At 67.5% G+C, this 19,148-nt stretch carries 18 protein-coding genes; 15 read left to right on the forward strand and 3 right to left on the reverse strand.

Annotated elements, in window-relative coordinates:
* Window positions 1–256 precede the first annotated feature (256 nt).
* Genes rplM through VFZ97_01225 form a run of 4 tightly spaced genes read left to right on the forward strand, consistent with a single transcriptional unit; the run spans window position 257 to window position 3,598 of the window.
* A complete protein-coding gene (rplM, locus tag VFZ97_01210; protein HEX6392026.1) occupies window positions 257–709 on the forward strand; it encodes a 50S ribosomal protein L13 in 453 nt (150 codons plus the stop codon).
* Between the two features lie 17 nt (window positions 710–726).
* Window positions 727–1,122, forward strand: coding sequence for a 30S ribosomal protein S9 (gene rpsI, locus VFZ97_01215; protein HEX6392027.1), 396 nt, complete (start codon window positions 727–729; stop codon window positions 1,120–1,122).
* Window positions 1,123–1,166: 44 nt separating this feature from the next.
* Window positions 1,167–2,564: a phosphoglucosamine mutase gene (glmM, locus tag VFZ97_01220; protein HEX6392028.1), complete on the forward strand. Its 1,398-nt coding sequence runs from the start codon at window positions 1,167–1,169 to the stop codon at window positions 2,562–2,564.
* Entirely contained in the window at window positions 2,561–3,598 is a 1,038-nt protein-coding gene (locus VFZ97_01225) for an alkaline phosphatase family protein (GenBank protein HEX6392029.1), read from the forward strand. Before glmM ends, VFZ97_01225 begins: the two co-directional genes overlap by 4 nt.
* A gap of 2 nt (window positions 3,599–3,600) precedes the next feature.
* Here the strand turns inward: VFZ97_01225 and VFZ97_01230 are convergent, their stop codons facing one another.
* Complete coding sequence (locus tag VFZ97_01230) at window positions 3,601–5,094, reverse strand: MDR family MFS transporter (protein HEX6392030.1); 1,494 nt, start codon at window positions 5,092–5,094, stop codon at window positions 3,601–3,603.
* The gene (locus VFZ97_01235; protein HEX6392031.1) at window positions 5,091–5,723 is read right to left on the reverse strand and encodes a TetR family transcriptional regulator; all 633 of its coding nucleotides are present in this window, start codon (window positions 5,721–5,723) and stop codon (window positions 5,091–5,093) included. Before VFZ97_01235 ends, VFZ97_01230 begins: the two co-directional genes overlap by 4 nt.
* Window positions 5,724–5,868: 145 nt before the next feature.
* Between VFZ97_01235 and VFZ97_01240 the strand changes: the two genes are divergently transcribed.
* The 6 genes from VFZ97_01240 (at window position 5,869) to VFZ97_01265 (ending at window position 14,901) form a co-directional block, all read left to right on the forward strand.
* Window positions 5,869–7,440, forward strand: a complete 1,572-nt coding sequence (locus VFZ97_01240) for an FAD-dependent oxidoreductase (GenBank protein ID HEX6392032.1) — start codon at window positions 5,869–5,871, stop codon at window positions 7,438–7,440.
* 120 nt (window positions 7,441–7,560) lie between these two features.
* Window positions 7,561–11,046 carry an SIS domain-containing protein gene (locus VFZ97_01245; protein HEX6392033.1) on the forward strand — a complete coding sequence of 1,162 codons (3,486 nt, stop codon included), beginning with the start codon at window positions 7,561–7,563 and terminating at the stop codon, window positions 11,044–11,046.
* A 3-nt stretch (window positions 11,047–11,049) separates the two neighbouring features.
* Window positions 11,050–11,430: a holo-ACP synthase gene (locus VFZ97_01250; protein HEX6392034.1), complete on the forward strand. Its 381-nt coding sequence runs from the start codon at window positions 11,050–11,052 to the stop codon at window positions 11,428–11,430.
* Window positions 11,427–12,830 carry an NAD(P)H-hydrate dehydratase gene (locus VFZ97_01255; GenBank protein HEX6392035.1) on the forward strand — a complete coding sequence of 468 codons (1,404 nt, stop codon included), beginning with the start codon at window positions 11,427–11,429 and terminating at the stop codon, window positions 12,828–12,830. The genes VFZ97_01250 and VFZ97_01255 overlap by 4 nt, the downstream gene beginning before the upstream one ends.
* Window positions 12,827–14,002, forward strand: a complete 1,176-nt coding sequence (gene alr, locus VFZ97_01260; GenBank protein ID HEX6392036.1) for an alanine racemase — start codon at window positions 12,827–12,829, stop codon at window positions 14,000–14,002. Before VFZ97_01255 ends, alr begins: the two co-directional genes overlap by 4 nt.
* Entirely contained in the window at window positions 13,999–14,901 is a 903-nt protein-coding gene (locus VFZ97_01265) for a P1 family peptidase (GenBank protein ID HEX6392037.1), read from the forward strand. The genes alr and VFZ97_01265 overlap by 4 nt, the downstream gene beginning before the upstream one ends.
* A gap of 6 nt (window positions 14,902–14,907) precedes the next feature.
* Here VFZ97_01265 and VFZ97_01270 read toward each other — a convergent pair whose 3' ends face one another.
* On the reverse strand, window positions 14,908–15,687 hold the full coding sequence (locus VFZ97_01270; protein HEX6392038.1) for an RDD family protein: 780 nt from the start codon (window positions 15,685–15,687) through the stop codon (window positions 14,908–14,910).
* Window positions 15,688–15,707: 20 nt separating this feature from the next.
* Here VFZ97_01270 and VFZ97_01275 point away from each other — a divergent pair, with 20 nt between their 5' ends.
* From VFZ97_01275 to tsaD, 5 genes are read left to right on the forward strand one after another with little or no spacing between them, the layout of a single operon-like run.
* The gene (locus VFZ97_01275; GenBank protein HEX6392039.1) at window positions 15,708–16,298 is read left to right on the forward strand and encodes a uracil-DNA glycosylase; all 591 of its coding nucleotides are present in this window, start codon (window positions 15,708–15,710) and stop codon (window positions 16,296–16,298) included.
* A 26-nt stretch (window positions 16,299–16,324) separates the two neighbouring features.
* Window positions 16,325–16,777 (forward strand): tRNA (adenosine(37)-N6)-threonylcarbamoyltransferase complex ATPase subunit type 1 TsaE, encoded by a 453-nt coding sequence (tsaE, locus tag VFZ97_01280; protein ID HEX6392040.1) that lies wholly within the window; start codon window positions 16,325–16,327, stop codon window positions 16,775–16,777.
* The gene (gene tsaB, locus VFZ97_01285) at window positions 16,774–17,481 is read left to right on the forward strand and encodes a tRNA (adenosine(37)-N6)-threonylcarbamoyltransferase complex dimerization subunit type 1 TsaB (GenBank protein ID HEX6392041.1); all 708 of its coding nucleotides are present in this window, start codon (window positions 16,774–16,776) and stop codon (window positions 17,479–17,481) included. The genes tsaE and tsaB overlap by 4 nt, the downstream gene beginning before the upstream one ends.
* Window positions 17,465–18,022, forward strand: a complete 558-nt coding sequence (gene rimI, locus VFZ97_01290) for a ribosomal protein S18-alanine N-acetyltransferase (protein HEX6392042.1) — start codon at window positions 17,465–17,467, stop codon at window positions 18,020–18,022. The genes tsaB and rimI overlap by 17 nt, the downstream gene beginning before the upstream one ends.
* Window positions 18,019–19,014: a tRNA (adenosine(37)-N6)-threonylcarbamoyltransferase complex transferase subunit TsaD gene (gene tsaD / locus VFZ97_01295; protein HEX6392043.1), complete on the forward strand. Its 996-nt coding sequence runs from the start codon at window positions 18,019–18,021 to the stop codon at window positions 19,012–19,014. Before rimI ends, tsaD begins: the two co-directional genes overlap by 4 nt.
* Window positions 19,015–19,148 lie beyond the last annotated feature (134 nt).

Here is a 19,148-nt window from a genome sequence, read left to right on the forward strand (position 1 = left end):
TCACGCCGTGAGGGGAGCCGAAGTCGCTTCCGACTAGACGGGTCGCTAGATCCATATCCGGTGCAACAATAAGCAGGTCAGGCAGACGGCACCAACCCGGGACTGACGGTCTGACACGCCCCCTTCCGGGTTCTGATCCCGACCCCGGACCTGATTGCCAGTCGCCTGCCGGAGCCTCTATCCTGGTGAGTCGGCCCGTCGCGCCCCTGCGCGAGGTGTTCCGCCCTTTTCCGTATTAGTGAGGACCCAGAGCCCCGTGCGCACATTCTCTCCGAAGCCCGCCGACATCCAGCGCGACTGGTTCGAGGTCGACGCGGACGGTGCCGTCCTCGGGCGTCTGGCCACCGAGGTCGCCCGGGTGCTCAGGGGCAAGCACAAGCCGATCTTCGCCCCGCACGTCGATACCGGGGACCATGTGATCGTCGTGAACGCGGCCAAGATCCTCATGACCGCCGACAAGGCCGAGAAGAAGTTGCGGTATCGCCACTCCGGCTATCCGGGGGGGCTGACTTCGCGCACATATGCGGACCTCCTCGAAAAGGACCCGGCGGGAACCTTCCGTATGGCCGTCAAGGGGATGCTTCCGAAGGGCCCGCTCGGCAGGCACATGATCCGCAAGCTGAAGGTCTACGCCGGCCCCACCCATCCTCACTCCGCCCAGAGCCCGAAGCCACTGCCCGTCGATCCGCGCACCCGCCGGGCCTCCTAAGGAAGACGATCGTCAAAGTGCCAGAGAAGCCCCTCGTACAGTCCACCGGCCGGCGCAAGGCCGCTGTCGCCCGGGTCCGCCTGCGTCCGGGGTCGGGCGCGGTGACGGTGAACAAGCGACCGATCGACGAGTACTTCCCCTCCGCGACCCACCGGATGATCATCACCGAGCCTTTGCGCCTGGTCGAGAAGACCGAGGTCTACGACGTGGATTGCTCGCTGGACGGCGGGGGCATCTCGGGGCAGGCCGGCGCGCTGCGCCTGGGAATCGCCCGGGCCCTGGCCGATCTGGAGCCTGATCTCAGGGTGCCCCTCAAGAGGGCGGGGTTCCTGACGAGGGACGCCCGGGAGAAGGAATCCAAGAAGTACGGCCTCAAGAAGGCCCGGAAGGCGCCTCAGTACTCCAAGCGCTGACCGGGTGACTGCCCGGCGGCCCCAGCCCTTTGTCCCTTAGTCCTGTGTCGTTGCGCTTCGGGACAGACGGCGTCCGCGGGCTCGCCGGCGTCGAGCTGTCGCCCGAGCTCCTGGTCGCCCTGGGGCGCGCTGCGGCGCGGACGCTTTCAGCCGGCAGTGAGCGGCCGGTCTTCCTCGTCGGGCGGGACACCCGCCTGTCCGGGCCGATGGTCCAGGCTTCGCTTTCCGCCGGGCTGTCCGCTGAGGGGGCAGACGTCATCGACCTCGGTGTGATACCCACCCCGGGGGTCGCGGCAATTGCAGCATCGAAAGGGCTGCCGGCCGCGGTGGTGTCCGCTTCGCACAATCCCTTTCAGGACAACGGGGTGAAGCTGTTGTCCGCCGGCGGGCGAAAGCTGACCGACGCGGAGGAAGAGAAGGTCGAAGCCGTCCTCGCCGAGCTGACCCGCGGAGATTCTGGCGCGAGCCCAAGTGCCTCGCGCGATCCGGGATCTCTCTCCGGCGAGAGGATCGGCAGGCTGTGGTCCGAGCCCGAGGCCCGGGACTGGTACTGCGAGACGGTGGTCGCCGCGCTGGAAGGGCGGAAGCTAGGTGGGATCCGGGTGGTGCTCGACTGCGCCAATGGCGCCGCCACCACCACCGCCGAGCGGATCCTGTCCTCCGCGGGCGCACACGTCGTCGAGGTGCTGGCCGCCGCTCCGAATGGCGTCAACATCAACGCCGCATGCGGCTCGACGGATCCCTCCTCGCTCGCCGCCGCGGTGCGCCGGCACGGGGCCGACGCCGGCATGGCGCTCGACGGGGACGCCGACCGGGTAATCGCCATCGACAGCGCCGGAGCGGTTGTGGACGGCGATCGGCTGCTCGCGTTGTTCGCCTCCGATCTGAAAGCGCGCGGGCGGCTTGCCGGCGACACCTTGGTGGTCACGGTGATGTCCAATCTCGGCTTGCGGCGGGCGATGGCGCAGGCCGGCATCCGCGTGCACGAGACACCGGTGGGAGACCGCTACGTGCTCGAGGCTCTCGACGCCAATGGTTGGTCGCTGGGTGGCGAGCAGTCCGGTCACATCATCTTCAGGGACCTGGCGACGACAGGGGATGGCGTCCTTTCGGGACTGATGCTCATGGATCTGATCGTGCGGGCGGGGAAGCCGTTGTCCGAGCTGGCGGACACGTCGATGGTGCGTCTCCCGCAGGTGATTCGAAACGTCACCGTTGCGGGGGGATCGGGAGCAGCGCTGGTCGCGTCAGCTACGGTCAGCGCGGCTGTTCAACGGGAGACTGAGGATCTTGGTTCGGACGGCAGAGTCCTCTTGCGCCCCTCAGGAACCGAGCCGCTGGTGCGGGTGATGGTGGAAGCGCCGACCGAGGACGCCGCCGCTGCCGCGGCCGAGAGGCTCGCTGCGGCAGTGGCTTCAGCGTCTCGTCAGCTCGAGGATTGATCGTCGCTTCGAGGGCTGCGGCCGGTCGAACCGGTGCTGTTGCCGTCTTGGCTTCAGTGGGCCTGGTCGCGTGCGGAAGCTCATTCTCCCACCCGGCCGCAGGACCGACCACCGCCGCCTCTGGCACAACTCCGTCGACGCAGGCCGTCCCAGGCCTGCCCCCTACCACGACGCCGGCGCCCGTGACCCCTTGTGGTTTCCTGCAGACCGCAAGGGCGAATTACCGGCACGTGGTGTGGATATGGATGGAGAACCACTCCTACGGCAGCGTCATCGGGTCGCCCTCCGCGCCGTTCGAGAACAAGCTCGCCGGCGAGTGCGGGTTGGCCACCAACTACCACAACGTCACCCACCCGAGCCTGCCCAACTACATAGCGGGAACATCGGGCCTGCCGATCGGATCGGTCGCTCAGTTTGTATCCGATTGCAGCCCGAGTTCGTCGTGTAGAGCTGGCCCTTCCGTTCCGAGCATCTTCTCCCAGGTCGCAAGCTGGAAGGCCTACGAGGAGTCGATGCCCACCGCATGTGACCGCGCCAGCGCGGGCGAGTATGCGGTCCGGCACAATCCTCCTCCGTATTTCGTGGCGTTGACGGGGACGTGCCCGTCCAACGATGTTCCATTCACTTCGTTTCGTGATGACCTCGCCGGCGCAACGTTGCCGGCCTTCTCGTTCATCACCCCGAACCTCATCGACGACACCCATGACGGCTCGGTCGCCGACGGTGACAGATGGCTGAACACGACCGTGGGCGAGATCGTCGGCAGCTCGGCCTTCCGGTCGGGGACCGTCGCCCTCTTCATCACATGGGACGAGGGTGAAGGTGGCAGTTCCAACAACTGTGCGGCCAACGCGACCGCCGTTGGGTGCCACGTCGCAACAATTGTGGTCAGCCCGACCACCGCGCCCGGAACGAAAAGCGCGGCCCTGTTCAACCACTACTCGTTGCTTCGCACCGCCGAAGACCTGCTTGGTGTTCCCGCGACCGGCCAGGCCGCGTCGGCGGCCTCGATGGAATCAGCCTTCGGGTTATAAATTCAGCCCAGGCTCTCGACGGCCGGCGTTTTGGTAAAGGCGCTGCTGCCCCGCAGCTTCACTTCCTGCAGCAGGAACGACAACAAGAAGGCGATCACCGCCACAGGGAACGCATATCTGAAGGCTGTGTCCATGGCGTGGGTGAAGGACTGCAGCGGTCCCTCTACCCTTCCGTATACATGGACGTAGTGGGCACCGTGGGTCTTCTCTTGAAGAACCAGCACCGCGCCGAGAACAGCAGCTCCTATTGCTCCGCCCAGGGTGCGGAAGAACGTCACCGCGGCCGTGCCGGCACCGAGGTTCTCTCGTGGTACGGCATTCTGGACGACCAGAACAAGCACCTGCATGAACAGGCCGAGCCCGGTTCCGATGATGAGGAGCATCAGCGCGATGATCCATTCAGCGGTGTCGACCCTGATCAGACTCATCATGCCGATCCCCACCGCCAGGATCGCCGTGCCGGCTATGACCGACCACCGGTAGCGGCCGGTGCGCGAGACAAGCCGGCCGCCAAGTATCGACATCGACAACATCCCGGCGAGCATCGGAAGAAGCCGCAACCCCGAGAAGGTCGGGCTGATCTTCCGGACGGTCTGGAAGTAGAGAGGCAGGAACAGCAGCGCTCCGAACATCACCATTCCGGTGATGAATCCCAGCACGTTGGAGACCGTAAACACTTTGATCCTGAAGAGGCCTAGATCCACGATCGGCTCGGCTGCTCGCCTCTCCCACCACACGAACACTCCGATGAGCGCGATGCCGACGATGCCGAAAAGGACGGACGATGCGGTCACCTTGGCCGCCGAGCCGGCGTTTTGCACGCCGACCAGTAAGAACGAGACTCCGGTGACGATCAGCAGCGCGCCCAGTACATCGACCCGCGACCTCCGGGACACATGGTCCAGCTGAAGCACCCGGTTGATCACGATCAGGGCAACGGCACCCACAGGTAGGTTGACGTAGAAGACCCAACGCCACGACGCCTGGTCAACGAGGAAACCACCGATCAGTGGTCCGATCACGCTCGAGACACCGAACACCGCGCCGAAGTATCCCTGGTACCGGCCGCGGTCTACCGGCGGGATGACGTCGCCGATGATCGCCAGCGTGAGGGTAATGAGCCCTCCCGCGCCCACGCCCTGAACGCCACGAAAGATGATCAGCTGGTACATGTTCTGGGCGAGCCCCGAAAGCGCGCTCCCGATCAGGAAGATCACGATCGCGATCTGGAATATGCGCTTGCGCCCGAATTGGTCGCCGATCTTCCCGTACAGCGGTGTGCTGGCAGTCGAGGTCAGCAGGTAAGCGGTAACCACCCAGCTGTACAGGTCCAGCCGGTGGAAGTCCCTGCTGATCGTCGGCAGTGCGGTCGACACGATCGTCTGGTCGAGCGAAGCGAGGAGCAGTCCGAGCATGAGCCCGGACATGATGAAAAGGATCTGGCGCTTCGTGTAGCCGTTGGCGTTGACTACCGGTGCATCGAGCGTGGCGGTCATCGACGAGATTCTCTCGGGAGAGGACCCGAAAGGCCGGCGGCCAGCTGGTGGAAAGCCTCGCCGAGCAGCGTCCGAAGGCCTGGCCGGCCGGGGAGGCCCGTCCAGCGCAGGAACGCAACGCGGCAGGCGACGCAAGCCGATCCAACGAGGAGGCCGGGGTAGACGTCGCGCTCAGGGTTCTGGCCCGTGCGCTCCGCAACGGCGGTCACCAACGCCTGCCCGACCTGGTCGAAAGTGGCGCTCACCGCGGCCCTCAGCTCCGGCTCGCGTCGCACCAGCTCCGCGATGCGAATCGACACTGCGCGGTCCGTTGCCCGGCTGACGATATCCTCCTCCAGAACAGCCTGAACCGATGTCAAAGCGTCCTCTCCGAAAGGGCGGCTGAGAAGCGCCAGCCGCAGCCTCTCGGGACGCTCGGGATCGTGGTCCAGAACCGCCTCCTCCTTGGAGGTGAAATAGGACCAGAAGGTCCGGGGCGCCACCCCCGCTTGTTCGCTGATCGCCTCGATGGTCGCGCCGGCAAGCCCGTGGCGCTCCACGAGCTGCAGGGCCGCGGCGTGGATGGCTCGGCGGGTGGCCTGCTTCTTGCGTTCGCGGTGGGTGGGGGGAGACAGGTCGACCGCGGCCATGCGAGCATGGTAGCAGGAAAAATTGCGTATCGTGCAAAAAAGCGCACCGTGCAGAGTTGCCGGGTCAGCTGCTCGAGCGGCGGTCCCGCCCAACGGAACCGTCAACCGGGAGGCCCCTTGAGCCGTTGCTAGCGTCCCGCAGCCGATGGCAGCTAATTGGGACCGGGAGTGCGACGTTCTCGTAGTTGGGTCGGGAGGCGGCGCGCTGGCCGGCGCCCTCATCGCGGCGACCCGCGGGCTTCGAACGGTCGTGATCGAGAAAACCGACCAGTTCGGCGGGACCACCGCCTACTCCGGGGGCGGCCTGTGGATCCCGCTGAGCCCGGCGAACGAGCGGGCGGGAGTGCCGGACTCGCCGGAACTGCTAGAGGAGTATCTGGACGCCACGGTCGGCACCGACCGCCGAGAGCTTCGCGACGTGTACCTCTCTGCGGGTCCGACGGTGATCGAGGAACTCGAACAAAATCCGTGGCTCGAGTTCGAGTGGCGTGCGTTCCCCGACTACTTCTGCGAGAAGCCGGGCGCGCTGCCGGACGGACGCTCCATCTACGCACTCAACTTCGATGCCAAAGGCCACGAGAAGGTGATCGAGCACCTGCGCCAGCCGCTACCCCCTGCGAAGGGAGGCTGGATCGAGCCCTTCCCGTACATGTTCGGCGGGCGGGCGTTTCTCGCCCGGCTCCTTGTTGCCCTGTCGCAGACCGACGCGGCTCTCGAGAGGGAGACGGCTCTCGAGTCACTTATCGTCGAAGACGACGTCGTCACGGGTGCGGTTGCGACGACCGCATCGGGGCCGGTCCGAATACGAGCCCGGCGCGGGGTCCTGCTGGCGGCCGGGGGGTTCGAAAGGGACTCCAAGATGCGCCACCGCTACCAGCCGCCGCTCGGAGCCGACTGGACCCTCGGCGCGCCCGGGAACACCGGCGGCCCGTTGCGAGCGGCGATCGAGGCGGGCGCGTCGGTAGAGCTTCTCGACGAGTGCTGGTGGGCCCCCGGCTTGGCGTTGCCCGATGGCACCGTGTCGTTCCGGCTGTTCGAGAGAGGCAAGCCGGGCGGGATCATGGTCAACGGAGCCGGCGAGCGTTTCGCCAACGAGTCCCTGCCGTACGACCGTCTAGGGCGGGCCATGCTCGACGGTCACCGAAGCGGCGTATCACACATCCCGTGCTGGTTCGTCGTGGACCAGGCGCACGTCGACAAGTACGGCTTTGCTACAGGCAAGCCGGGAGAGCCCATCGGCGCAGAATGGCTCGAGAGCGCAACGGTCCTCACCGGCGACACCCTCGAAGAAATGGCCGAGCGGATCGGTGTGCCGGTCGGCGGCCTGTCGAAGACGCTCGACGAGTTCAACCAGGATGCGCGGCGGGGGAAGGACTCCCGCTTCGGTCGGGGCGAGACCGCTTTCGACCGCTTCTTCGGTGACCCCAAGCACGAACCGAACCCCAATCTGGGCCCGCTCGAGTCGCCGCCGTTCTACGCGTGGAAGGTTCTGCCTGCCGACCTGGGCACCAAGGGTGGGGTCCGTTGCGATCCCAAGGGCCGCGCACTGCGCGAAGACGGAACGGTCCTGCCCGGGTTGTACGCGGCTGGTAACACCATGGCCTCGTGGACCAACCGGTGCTATCCAGGGCCGGGGTCACCGATCGGATCGTGCGTGGTGTTCTCCGTCCTAGCGGTGCGCGACATGGCTGATAAATCCGGGAGTCCCGGAGCCTGAAACCCGGGAGTCCCGGAGCCTGACGCCCGGGAGTCCGGGAGCCTGACGCCCGGGAGTCCGGGAGCCTGACGCAACCGTTCTGCCCCGGGCCGGCGACCTCCGCCCGGTAGCCTTGGGCCCATGTGCGGGATCGTCGCCGTCCTCCCTCGACCCGCCAGCCGGCCGGCACCCGAACCCGCGGCTGTACTGGCGGACCTGAGTGAGGTCGAGCAGATCCTCGCCTCGGAGGACATCGCCGGCGGCGACCTCGATCCCCTGAGATCCGCCTCGCAACGGTTGGTGGAGACCGACCGGTCGCTGCGCTACACGCCCGGCCTGAGCTGCCTTCTCCGGACCGAGGGGGTGATCGACGACGTCGCCGCCGTCACCGGTCGCATCGGCAAGCTCCTCGCCGGGTTCGAATCGTGGCTGGACGCCTCCGCGCAGGATCTGTCCCCGGCCCTGCAAGAGGATCTCAACGCGGTTCTGATCGACCTCAAGGACGCATGGTGGGCGATAGACCGCGACCGGCTCGGAACAGCCCGCGCGGTCAGGGACCTGACCGCCGAGGTTGGCGCCGGCAACGGCACGGACGTGGTGGATCAGAACCTCCTCGGACAAAAACTCGTCGGCCAAAACCTCGTCGGCCAAAACCTCATGGGGTGGTGGGCCATCGAGGTCGCCCTTTCGTCTCTGGACCGGCTGGAGGTCCGAGGCCGTGATTCCGCCGGCCTCCACGTGCTCGTCTTGAACCACGGCCTCGATCTCGACGATCCTGAGATCCTCGAGCTCATCGCTCCCCGCGCCGCCGATCCGCTCTTCACTGCCGGCGCCGTCCGGGTCCAAGACGACTGTCTCAGCTTCGTTTACAAGGCCGCTGCCGAGATCGGCGAGCTCGGAGACAACGTCCTCGCCCTTCGATCTCAGATCCGTTCGGATCAGCTTCTCGCCAGGGCAATAGCCCCGGACTCGGCCCGCGTGACGGTTCTCGGCCATACCCGGTGGGCGAGCGTCGGGATCATCTCCCAGCCCAATGCGCACCCGGTCAACTCGGAGGAACTCGGACGTCCGGCGGCCCCTTACGTCGTGGCGGCGCTGAACGGGGATGTCGACAACCACGCCGAGCTGCGGTTGTCCGAGTCGCTCGCCATCCCCGCTGAGTTGACGACCGATGCGAAAGTCATCCCGACGCTGATCTCGCGCGGACTCGCCGATGGCGCCGACTTGAATCAGGCGTTCTTCGAGACCGTCCGGCGTTTCGATGGATCGGTCGCGATCGGCGCATCGACGGCGGGTTCTCCCGATTCGATCCAGCTCGCATTGTTCGGCTCGGGGCAGTCCCTCAACGTGGGCATCGCCGAGGACGCGTTCGTCGTCGCCAGCGAGCCGTACGGCCTGGTGGAGGAGACCGACCGTTACCTCCGCATGGATGGCGAGAGCACCCGCGGACAGGTCGTGGTCATCGACCGCGACGGCGCCGGCACCCTTTCGGGCCTCTGCCGTTACCGCTACGACGGCACAGAGCTGCCGGTGAGCCCTGAAGAGATCATCCAGGCGGAGATCACCACACGCGACGTCGACCGCGGCGGCTTCCAGCACTTCCTGCTGAAGGAGCTGACCGAGGCACCCTCGTCGTTTCGTAAGACCTTGCGCGGACGGATCGGAACCGGCGAGGGAGGCCGGCTCGCAGTCCGGGTCGGTCCCGAAACGGTCCCGCCGGCGCTCGCTACGGCCCTCGCCGACTGCAGGATCGAACAGATCGTGGTGGTTGGACAGGGCACTGCCGCGGTCGCGGGCCAGGCGGTTGCAGCGGCGATCTCGTCATGTCTTCCCGACATGACCGTGACGGCCCAACCCGCGACGGAGCTGTCGGGGTTCGGACTGAAGGACGACATGAGCAACACGCTCGTCGTCGCGATAAGCCAGTCCGGAACGACCACGGACACCAACCGGACCGTTGATCTCGCACGGGCGCGCGGCGCCCACGTGGTAGCCGTCGTCAACCGCCGCAACAGCGACCTATCGACCAAAGCCCAGGGCGTGCTCTACACGTCCGACGGCCGCGACGTCGAAATGAGCGTCGCGTCCACCAAAGCGTTCTACGCACAGGTTGCTGCCGGATGGCTCCTCGCAGGCGCGCTCGCGCAGGCGGCAGGACACTGCCGCGGCGAGATCGGCGAACGGCTGCACAGCATCCTTTCGGGACTTCGGGATCTGCCGGTCGCCATGGAACAGGTGCTTTCCGCCCGCGAAGAGGTCGGCCGGCTCGCATCATCCGTCGCGCCGGCCCGGCGCTACTGGGCCGTGGTCGGAAGCGGGCCCGACCGGGTCGCCGCGTCGGAAGTCCGGATCAAGCTTTCCGAGCTTTGCTACAGGTCGATATCGAGCGACGCCACCGAGGACAAGAAGCACATCGATCTATCCTGCGAGCCTCTGATCCTTGTGTGCGCCGCTGGCCTGAAAGGTCCGAACGCGGACGATGTCGCCAAAGAAGTGGCTATCTACAAGGCGCACAAGGCCGCGCCCGTGGTGATCGTCCCCGAGGCGGAGGCAGAACGTTTTCGCAAGGCGACCGGCGACGTCATCACCGTCCCTGCGGTGGACTCCGAGCTGGCCTTCGTCCTCTCAGCGATGGTCGGCCATCTCTTCGGGTACGAGGCCGCGCTGTCCATCGACGCGCAGGCCCGCCCGCTTCGGGCAGCTAGAGCAGCCATCGAGCACGCCGCGGCAGGTGGCGAGGATCGGATACTCGATCGGCTGCGACCCGAGCTCGAGGCGGCAACCCAGCCGTTCATTCAGGGCCTGCGCGACGGCAGCTACAACGGGAACCTCGAGGCTTCAACCGCCGTCCGGCTGGTTTCCCTGCTCCGTTACGCCACCGGGTTGCTCCCCCTCGACGCCTACGAACACGAGACCGGCAAGATCGCCACACCGGACGCGCTCCTCTCGGATCTTCTCGACGCGCTGAGCACAGGGATCGACGAGCTGACCCGCCCGGTCGACGCCATCAAGCATCAGGCCAAGACCGTGACGGTCGGGATATCCCGCAGCGAGGAGGTGCTCTTCGGCGTGCCGCTCGTGAAGTCGACGCTCGGCGCCGGCGCTACCGCAGACATGCTCGGATACCGGGCTTTGCGGACCCTCGGTGCCCTGGACGAGGCCGTCGAGGAGGTGACCGGCTACACCCGGTACAAGATCGAGTGGTCGGCTCCCCGAGGCCCGACCGCTTCGGTTGTGGATCAGGGAGGAGCGGCTCGAAACCTTCCCTCGCGAACCGGTCGCGATCCAAGGCTGCGGGGAAGCAAGCACCGCGCCGCCGAGGAACGCGAGGTAACAGTCGTGAGAGGCGCGAGCGACGGCCGCACCGTGGTGCTCATTCCGGAGGTGAAGGGGAGCCAGGTGACCGGCATGACGCTGCTGCACGTGCGCTTCAAGGACGACCTCGACGCGGACGCCGCCAAACGCGTGCTCAGCGGTTACAGGACGAGATACTCGGCACTCTCCGACGCGGTCACCGAAACCGAGCCGACGTTCGACGACTCCCGGCTCGGGGACGTGCCGATAGTGGATCTGCTCACCGAGCCGGTGTACCAGCTCGCAACCCGGTGGCGCTCGGGAGCTCGGTGATCCTTGGGCGGCGCGCTTGTCGGGATCGGCATCGACTCCGTGGACATCGAACGTTTTGCCGCCGTGCTGACTCGAAGAGCTTCGTTGGCGAAGCGGGTCTTCACCGCCGGAGAGCGCGAGTATGCGGGCCGGCTCGCTGACCCGACCCCGGCTCTCGCCGCGAGGTTCGCTGCCAAGGAGGCGGCGATGAAGGCGCTCGGGGTTGGTATCGGCTCGATCGATTGGCCTGACGTCGAAGTCGTCCGATCCGGCAACGGCGGGCCGCTGCTCGCGGTGACCGGCCGGGCCGCCGCCCTGGCGGCGGGGAGGGGCATCGGCTCTTGGCTCGTTTCGTTAACCCACACCGAAACGGTCGCGTCGGCGGTAGTGGCGGCCGTTTCGTGATACCGGTCCTGACGCCGAGCGAAATGGCCGGCGTCGACCGGGCTGCGACCGAGCCGGTCGACGTTCTCGTGGAACGCGCGGGATACGCGGTCGCGTCCGCCTCCCGGAGGTTGCTCGGCGGTACCTATGGCAAGCGTGTGGTGGTCGTCGCCGGGCCCGGTAACAACGGAGCGGACGGCCGGGTGGCGGCACGCATACTCGTCAGGTCCGGCGCGGCGGTGCGGATCCTCGAGGTGAAGCAGCTCCAGCCGGGGGAGTTGCTTCCCGAGGCGGACCTGTTCATCGACGCTGCGTTCGGTACCGGCCTGAGCCGTCCGTACGCGGCGCCCGACCCCGGATCTGCGGCGGTTCTGGCCGTCGACATCCCGTCTGGGATTTCAGGCGAGACGGGTGTGCCGGTTGCGGGCGGGGATGCGGTGGTAGCCGATGTCACGGTCACGTTCGCCGCTCTGAAGCCTGGACTGCTGATCGGCTCAGGTCCCGAGCACAGCGGGTCGATCGAATTGGACGACATCGGGCTTGGCGATCTCGCGTCCGAGGCCGCACGGGCCTGGCTGGTCACCGACGCGGACGTCCAGCGAATGCTGCCCCCGCGGCCGCGCGAGGCGCACAAGTGGCAGTCGGCCGTGCAAATAGTCGGCGGCTCGCCGGCAATGCCCGGAGCGCCGCTCCTCGTCGCGCAGTCCGCGCTTCATGCCGGCGCCGGGTACGCGTGGGTGGGAGTACCCGGGTCACCCCAGGGCGGCGGTCTACCGCCCGGCGAGTACGTCGGCCACGACCTCCCGGCACGCGACTGGGCGGAGGCTGCCGCCGCCGGAGCCAGCCGGGCGAAGGCGCTGGTCGTCGGGCCGGGCCTCGGTGCGTCAGCGCATCCAACGAAAGGCTCCAACGCCTCGCCGGTCGCCGACTTGCTCGGCTCGACCGACGTGCCGGCGGTTGTCGATGCGGACGGGATCAGCTCCTTCGACGGGCTCGACGAGGTCAGATCGGTGACGGCGAATCGGAAAAGCCCCATAGTCCTCACCCCGCACGCCGGCGAGTTCGCCCACCTCACGGGTAGCCCACCGGCCGAGGATCGTTTCGCGTCAGTCAGGGAGGCGGCACGCCGGAGCGGAGCGGTGGTCCTCCTGAAGGGCTCGACGACCCTCGTCGCGCACCCCGATGGGCGGGTTCTCGTGTCGACTTCGGGCTCCTCCAGGTTGGCGACCGCTGGAACGGGAGACGTGCTGTCGGGACTGATCGGCGCGTTCGTCGCGCGCGGGGTGCCAGTTTTCCAGGCGGCGGCTCTCGCTGCGCACGTGCACGGCCGGGCCGCGTCGTTGGGACCGGCTGAGGGGTTGGTTGCGACCGACCTGCCCGTGCTGGTGTCGTTGTGGCTTTCGGAGTTGCGCGAAGAGTGACGTCGTCTGTCGAGCTAGAGGTGAAGGCGGGCCGGTTGCGGCCGGCGTGGGCGGAGATCGATCTTGATGCCATACGGCACAACGCGTCGCTGCTCAGACGCGAGGTCAGCCCGGCAAAGCTGTGCGCGGTCGTAAAGGCGGGAGGGTATGGGCACGGGTCGGTGCCGGTGGCTCGCGCGGCGCTCGAGGGCGGAGCCGACTGGCTGGCTGTCGCTCTGGTCGAAGAGGGGATCGAGCTTCGGGAGGCCGGGATCACCGCTCCGGTGCTGCTGTTGTCCGAACCGGTCCCGGAGGCGATGGGTGAGCTGGTTGCAGCGCGTCTAACTCCGACGATCTACACACCCGAGGGACTCAACGCGCTTGCTGAAGCGGTGAGCGTAAGGAACGATTTCGCCGAACCTTTTTCCGTCCACGTGAAAACCGACACCGGGATGCACCGGGTGGGCGCCCCAATGGGGGACGCCACCGACCTGGCCGTGCGCGCCGCTTCGACTCCGGGTTTGCGGCTCGAGGGTTTCTGGACTCACCTCGCGGTCTCGGACGAGCTCGACAACGCGTACACGTCGATTCAGCTCGACCGATTCGACGAGGCCTGCATCGCATTGCGCCGGTCGGGTGTGTCGCCGGCGCTGCTTCACGCCGCCAACTCGGCGGCCGCCTTGTGGCATCCGAAGTCCCGCCTGGGCATGGTTCGCTGCGGGATCTCGCTTTACGGGCTGGCCTCGGACAGCGGTCTCAGCGGTATCTCCCCGGCCGACCGTTTGCGACCGGCCATGTCCTTGAAGGCGCGGGTCTCGTACGTGAAGGAGGTCGCCTCGGGCGAACGCATCTCGTACGGGTTGCGATACCGGCTCGATCACGACTCGACCGTCGCGACGGTGCCGCTCGGATACGCAGACGGGGTGACCCGTTCGCTGTCCGCCGCGGGAGCGGAGGTATTGATCGGAGGGTGCCGCCGGCCTGTCGCGGGGACGGTCACGATGGACCAGCTGATGGTCGATTGCGGACCCGGTGAGGTCGTCAGGCGAGGCGATGAGGTCGTTCTGATAGGAACCCAGGGCGCGGAATCGATCAGCGCCTGGGAGTGGGCCGACCGGACCGGCACTATCGCGTACGAGGTCGTTTGCGGGATCAGCTCGCGAGTGCCCCGGGTCTACCTGGGCGGCGAGTGAACGTGGAGCGCGGTGAGGCGTCGCCGGCGGGCGGGGTCACCGACATTGCCGGCGTTCGGGTGGGGCACTGGACCGATACCGAGGCGGAAACGGGGTGCACCGTTGTCATCCTGCCGGCCGGCACGGTCGCGTCCGGCGAGGTCCGCGGCGGCGCGCCGGGAACGAGGGAGTGGGCGTTGCTCGATCCGCGCCGGACAGTCGCCAACGTCGACGCCGTGCTCATCACCGGCGGTTCGGCCTTCGGGCTGGCTGCGAGCGACGGCGTCGTTCGGTGGTGCGAGGAGCGTGGCTTCGGCTACCCGACTCCTGCAGGTCCGGTGCCGATCGTCGTCGGGATGGTGCTGTTCGATCTCGGTGTAGGCGATCCCTCGGTGAGGCCGGCCGCCGACAACGGTTACGCCGCTTGCGTCGACGCGCGCGATGCAGACGAGGCGGTTCTTCGAGGCCGGGTCGGCGCCGGGACCGGCGCCACGATCGGCAAGTGGAGGGGACGCGGGGCGGAGGGTTTCGCGCGGCCGGCGGGGCTCGGTTCCGCCATCGCCCGGTCGGGCGACGTCGTCGTCGGCGCGCTGATGGCAGTGAATGCCTTCGGTGAGCCGCGCGGCGCCGAATTCGAAGGCCCACGCCTGCCGGTGCTTCCGGAGGAAGGAGCGAGCGTGATCGCCGCGACGACCGTGGGTGTCGTGGTTACCAACGCGACCCTCGACAAAGGCGCCTGCCGCCTGGTGGCCGAGTCCGGGCACGACGGTATGGCGCGCGCTTTGGAACCGGCACACACTGCTGCAGACGGCGACGCCTTGGTGGTCGCGGCTACCGGTTCGGTGTCCGCACATGTGGAGACCGTTCGCGCGCTGGGCGCCTGGGCGGTGGAGCAGGCGATCCTCGATGCCTGCCGTTAGGTGTTGCTAGTTGTTGCGGAGGACGACCGTACCGGCGAGCTTGTCGTGAAGGGTCTGATTGTCGCGATCCCAAAGCGGCCAAAGGATGTCGAGCAGACCTGGGATCACGATGATCGAGAGCGCGTTGAACAACAACTGCGCTGCCGCGCGGCCCACCGCCCGGCCACCTGTTAGCGGCCCTCCCGTTCTTGCGTCGACCACCCGGGTGCCGACGGCCATGTTCCCGACAGTCTGCCCGCGCAGCGAGAGCATGATGCTGGTGTACACGAACTGCAGGATCGCCCCCCCGGCGTAGTAGCCGTAGCGGTTGGAGGCCACCGCGATCACGATGTTCGGGATCAACAGAACCAGCACGTCGGTGACGGTGGCTCCCACCCGGTACCACCATCCGGCGAGTACATATCCCGTGGATTGGCCGTACTGGTATCTCGGGTCGATGGGCGGCGGAGGCGGGTAACCACCTCCGCCCGGTGGCTGGTATCCGCCTGGGCCGGGCGGTGGGTATCCCCCGGGCGGCGGGTATCCCCCAGGCGGCGGGTATCCCCCAGGCGGCGGGTAGCCCCCGGGCGGCGGGTAGCCCCCGGGCGGCGGGTAGCCACCCGCTCCCGGTGGCGGAGGCGGTGGAGGTGGAGGAGGAGGTGGGGGCGGTTGGCCGCCTTGTGGTTGCTGCGACCAGGGATCGTTGGGCGGGGGGTTGCTCAGGGAAGCCTCCTTCGTCCCGTGCCGGTTGGCAGACCGACTATCGCGCGACGCTATCGAAGGCACCAAGGGTGGAGAGGGATGCACCGCCGGTACGATGAGACGCCGTGCCAGGGCTAGCCGAACTTGAAACGATCGCGCTGGCGTGCACCCGTTGTCCCTTGGCCGGCGGACGCACCAACGTCGTATTCGGAGAAGGCGACCCGCACGCCGGGCTCATGGTGGTGGGCGAGGGTCCCGGCCACGAAGAGGACGTCCAGGGAAGGCCTTTCGTGGGGCGATCCGGCCAACTGCTCGACCGGTTGTTGCTGGAGGAGGCGAGCCTCGAGCGGCGGCAGGTCTACATCGCCAACGTCGTCAAGTGCCGGCCCCCCGGCAACCGGGATCCGGAGCCGGGCGAGATCGCCGAGTGCCGTCCGTATCTCGAGCAGCAGGTCGATCTGATCGCTCCACGGGTCATCCTCACCCTCGGAAACTTCGCGACCAGAGTCCTCCTCGACACCAAACAGGGCATCACCCAGCTACGCGGCAACGTCTACCCGTTCCGCGGTGACACGGCGCAGCTGGTTCCCACCTTCCACCCCGCGGCCGCGCTGCGCGGTGGCGGCGAAGTTCTCGCCAAGATGCGAGCGGACTTTGTTCGGGCGCGACAACTCCTCGACGCCGCGCCCGTCCCTCCCCGCCCCGCACTCACATGACTCCTCTGGAAACCCGGTCTCAGGACGTGGAGACGACCAGGAAGATCGCAGGCGTCGTCGCCGGGCTGACCACCGCGGGAGACGTGATCCTGCTAGACGGCGATCTTGGTGCAGGCAAGACAACCTTCACCCAGGGGTTCGCCAAGCAGCTCGGTGTGACCGAACCTGTCACCAGCCCCACCTTCACCCTCGTTCGCCGCTACCCGACATCCGCAGGGTTCGATCTGTACCACGCCGACCTCTACCGGCTTGACCAGTTGAACGAAGTCGCCGATCTCGGCCTGAACGAGCTGTTGGACGAGGGAGCAGCGGCCGTCATCGAGTGGGGCGAGAAAGGAGCGCCGGCTCTGGGCCCCGACCACCTGAGCATTCAGCTTCGCATGGCCGGCGAAGATGCTGGCGAGCGGCTCCTCACGTTCAGCAGCCCGGGCGGCTCGTGGGCTGGGAGATGGAACGAGCTCGAGAAGCGGTTGCCGTGACCGAACCGCTCACCCTCGGGATCGAGACAGCTACCAACCTGGTCGGCGTTGCGGTCGGCGAAGCAGGCGCGCCGATCGCCGCTGTCGAGATCGACCGCGGCCGGCGCCACGGGGAGCTGCTGGCACCGGCGATCCAGACGATCCTCAGGCTCGCCAATGTCCACATCAGGGACATCGAGCGCGTCGCCGTCGACAACGGACCCGGCCTCTTCACGGGGCTCCGTGTCGGCATCGCCACCGCGAAGGCGCTGGCCAGCGCGCTCGACGTGCCGGCCGTTCCGTGCTCGTCTTTGGATCTGCTCGCCCATCCCCACCGGGCTGCAGGAGCCGCGGTTGTCGCGGTGGTGGACGCCAGAAGGGGCGAAGTGTTCTGGGCTGAGTACGTCGCCGGGGGTGACGGCATGGTCGCGACGACCGAACCCCGGGTGAACAGCCCGGAGCAACTCTTCGACGCGCTGCGTCATCAGATCGAGTCGAGCGGACCGATGATCGCCACCGGCGACGGCGCTCGCCGTTACGCCGAGCTGCTTGGGTCGGTTGACGGCTTGCGGCTCACCGGCCCCGAGCACGACCACCCCTCGCCCAAGGTTCTGGTGGAGCTTGCAGCCACGAGAGCCGCTCTTTGTCCCGACAAGATCACCGCCGAGTACCTGAGGGGACCGGACGTCCGGATCGGATGGGAGCAGCGTGACGAGCCTGATTGAGGATCTCCCCGTCCACCTGGTCCCGTTGCGCCGGCGGCACCTCCGGTCGGTCCTCAAGATCGAGGCGCAGGTGTACCCACGGCCTTGGACCCTCACGCTTTTCATGAGCGAGCTGAACCTGCGCACGTCGCGCTACTACATCGCCGCGCGAGTCGACTCGACGCTCGTCGGGTATGCCGGGCTGATGTACGCGGCCGACGAGGCGCACGTGACCAACATCGCCGTCGACCCGGCTTGGCAGCGCCACCAGATCGGGAGCCGGTTGATGCTCAACCTGACCCGGGCAGCCAGCGGGTTCGGCGCCCGCCACCTGACCCTCGAGGTGCGCGTGTCCAACCTGGGGGCGCAGGCGATGTACGGGAGGTTCGGTTTTCGAACCGAGGGGCTCCGCAAGAACTACTACACCGAGTCGAACGAGGACGCGCTGATCATGTGGGCGCACGACATCGACACCGCCGACTATGCGGAGATGCTCGCTTCGATAGAAGAAGGCATCGCCGGCGCGACGATCGACGAGACCGACCTCCGGGCACGGCGATGATCGTTCTCGCCATCGAGACCTCGTGTGACGAGACCGCCGCGGCGGTGGTCGAGGACGGCCGGAACGTGCGCAGCTCGATCGTCTCCAGCCAGGTCGACCTCCATTCGCGTTTCGGGGGGGTCGTGCCGGAGGTGGCCGGGCGCGCTCACGTCGAGTTGCTGACTCCTGTGGTTGACGAGGCGTTGCGCTTGGCCGGCGTACGAGGCGTCGAGCTTGGCGCCGTCGCTGCGACGATCGGGCCGGGACTGATCGGCTCGCTGCTCGTGGGGGTGAGCGCGGCGAAGGCTTACTCGCTGGCGTGGGACGTGCCCTTCGTCGGCGTGAACCACCTGGAAGGCCACTTGCACGCGGCTTTCCTCGAGGACCCGGAGATGGCGCTGCCGGCGGTGGTCCTTCTGGTTTCGGGCGGCCACACCATGCTGATACACATGCTCCCCGACGGGCGGTACCGGCTTCTCGGCCAGACGATCGACGACGCAGCGGGCGAGGCGTTCGACAAGGTGGCTCGTTTTCTGGGGCTCGGTTACCCGGGTGGCCCGGCGATCGACCGGCTGTCGGAGTCCGGGGACAGTGTTGCGGTCGCGTTCCCTCGGGGGCTGCGGGGCGAAGGCTTCGACTTCTCGTTCAGCGGGCTGAAGACGAGCGTGGTGCGGTACGTGCGCGCGCATCCCGAGGTTTCGACAGCTGACATCGCCGCCTCGTTCCAGGAAGCGGTGGTCGACATCCTGGTGGAAAAAACCCGGCAGGCCGCGGCTGCGGTCGACGCCCGCTCGATTTGCATCGGTGGCGGGGTAGCGGCGAACTCATCCCTCCGGGAGCGGATCGTCAATGCCGCGTCCGAGGACGGGCGGGCCGCGTTCGTCCCCAGCCGGGCGATGTGCACCGACAACGCGGCCATGGTCGGGGCGACCGCCTGGCACCGGTTGCGCATGGACGGGCCGACGCCGCTCGACGCCGGCGCCGACCCGAACCTCCGGCTGCCGCTGGAGTAGGGCCCGTGCAGTGCGGTCCCTGGAGTGTGGCTGCAGTGATTGGGCACGGGGGCAGGTTCGTGTTGAACTAACTCTGGGCGGCCGCTATCGTTAGCACTCGTCACCTGAGAGTGCTAATCAGCCAACGGAGGCAC

It is taken from the genome of Acidimicrobiales bacterium (assembly GCA_036378675.1).
Lineage (GTDB): Bacteria > Actinomycetota > Acidimicrobiia > Acidimicrobiales > Palsa-688 > DASUWA01.

What these genes read in the sequence shown, in the direction of transcription:
- VFZ97_01230 (HEX6392030.1), bottom strand. Translation starts at nt 5,094, where the DNA reads ATGACCGCCACGCTCGATGCACCGGTAGTCAACGCCAACGGCTACACG.
- VFZ97_01235 (HEX6392031.1), bottom strand. Translation starts at nt 5,723, where the DNA reads ATGGCCGCGGTCGACCTGTCTCCCCCCACCCACCGCGAACGCAAGAAG.
- VFZ97_01240 (HEX6392032.1), top strand. Translation starts at nt 5,869, where the DNA reads ATGGCAGCTAATTGGGACCGGGAGTGCGACGTTCTCGTAGTTGGGTCG.
- VFZ97_01245 (HEX6392033.1), top strand. Translation starts at nt 7,561, where the DNA reads ATGTGCGGGATCGTCGCCGTCCTCCCTCGACCCGCCAGCCGGCCGGCA.
- tsaD (HEX6392043.1), top strand. Translation starts at nt 18,019, where the DNA reads ATGATCGTTCTCGCCATCGAGACCTCGTGTGACGAGACCGCCGCGGCG.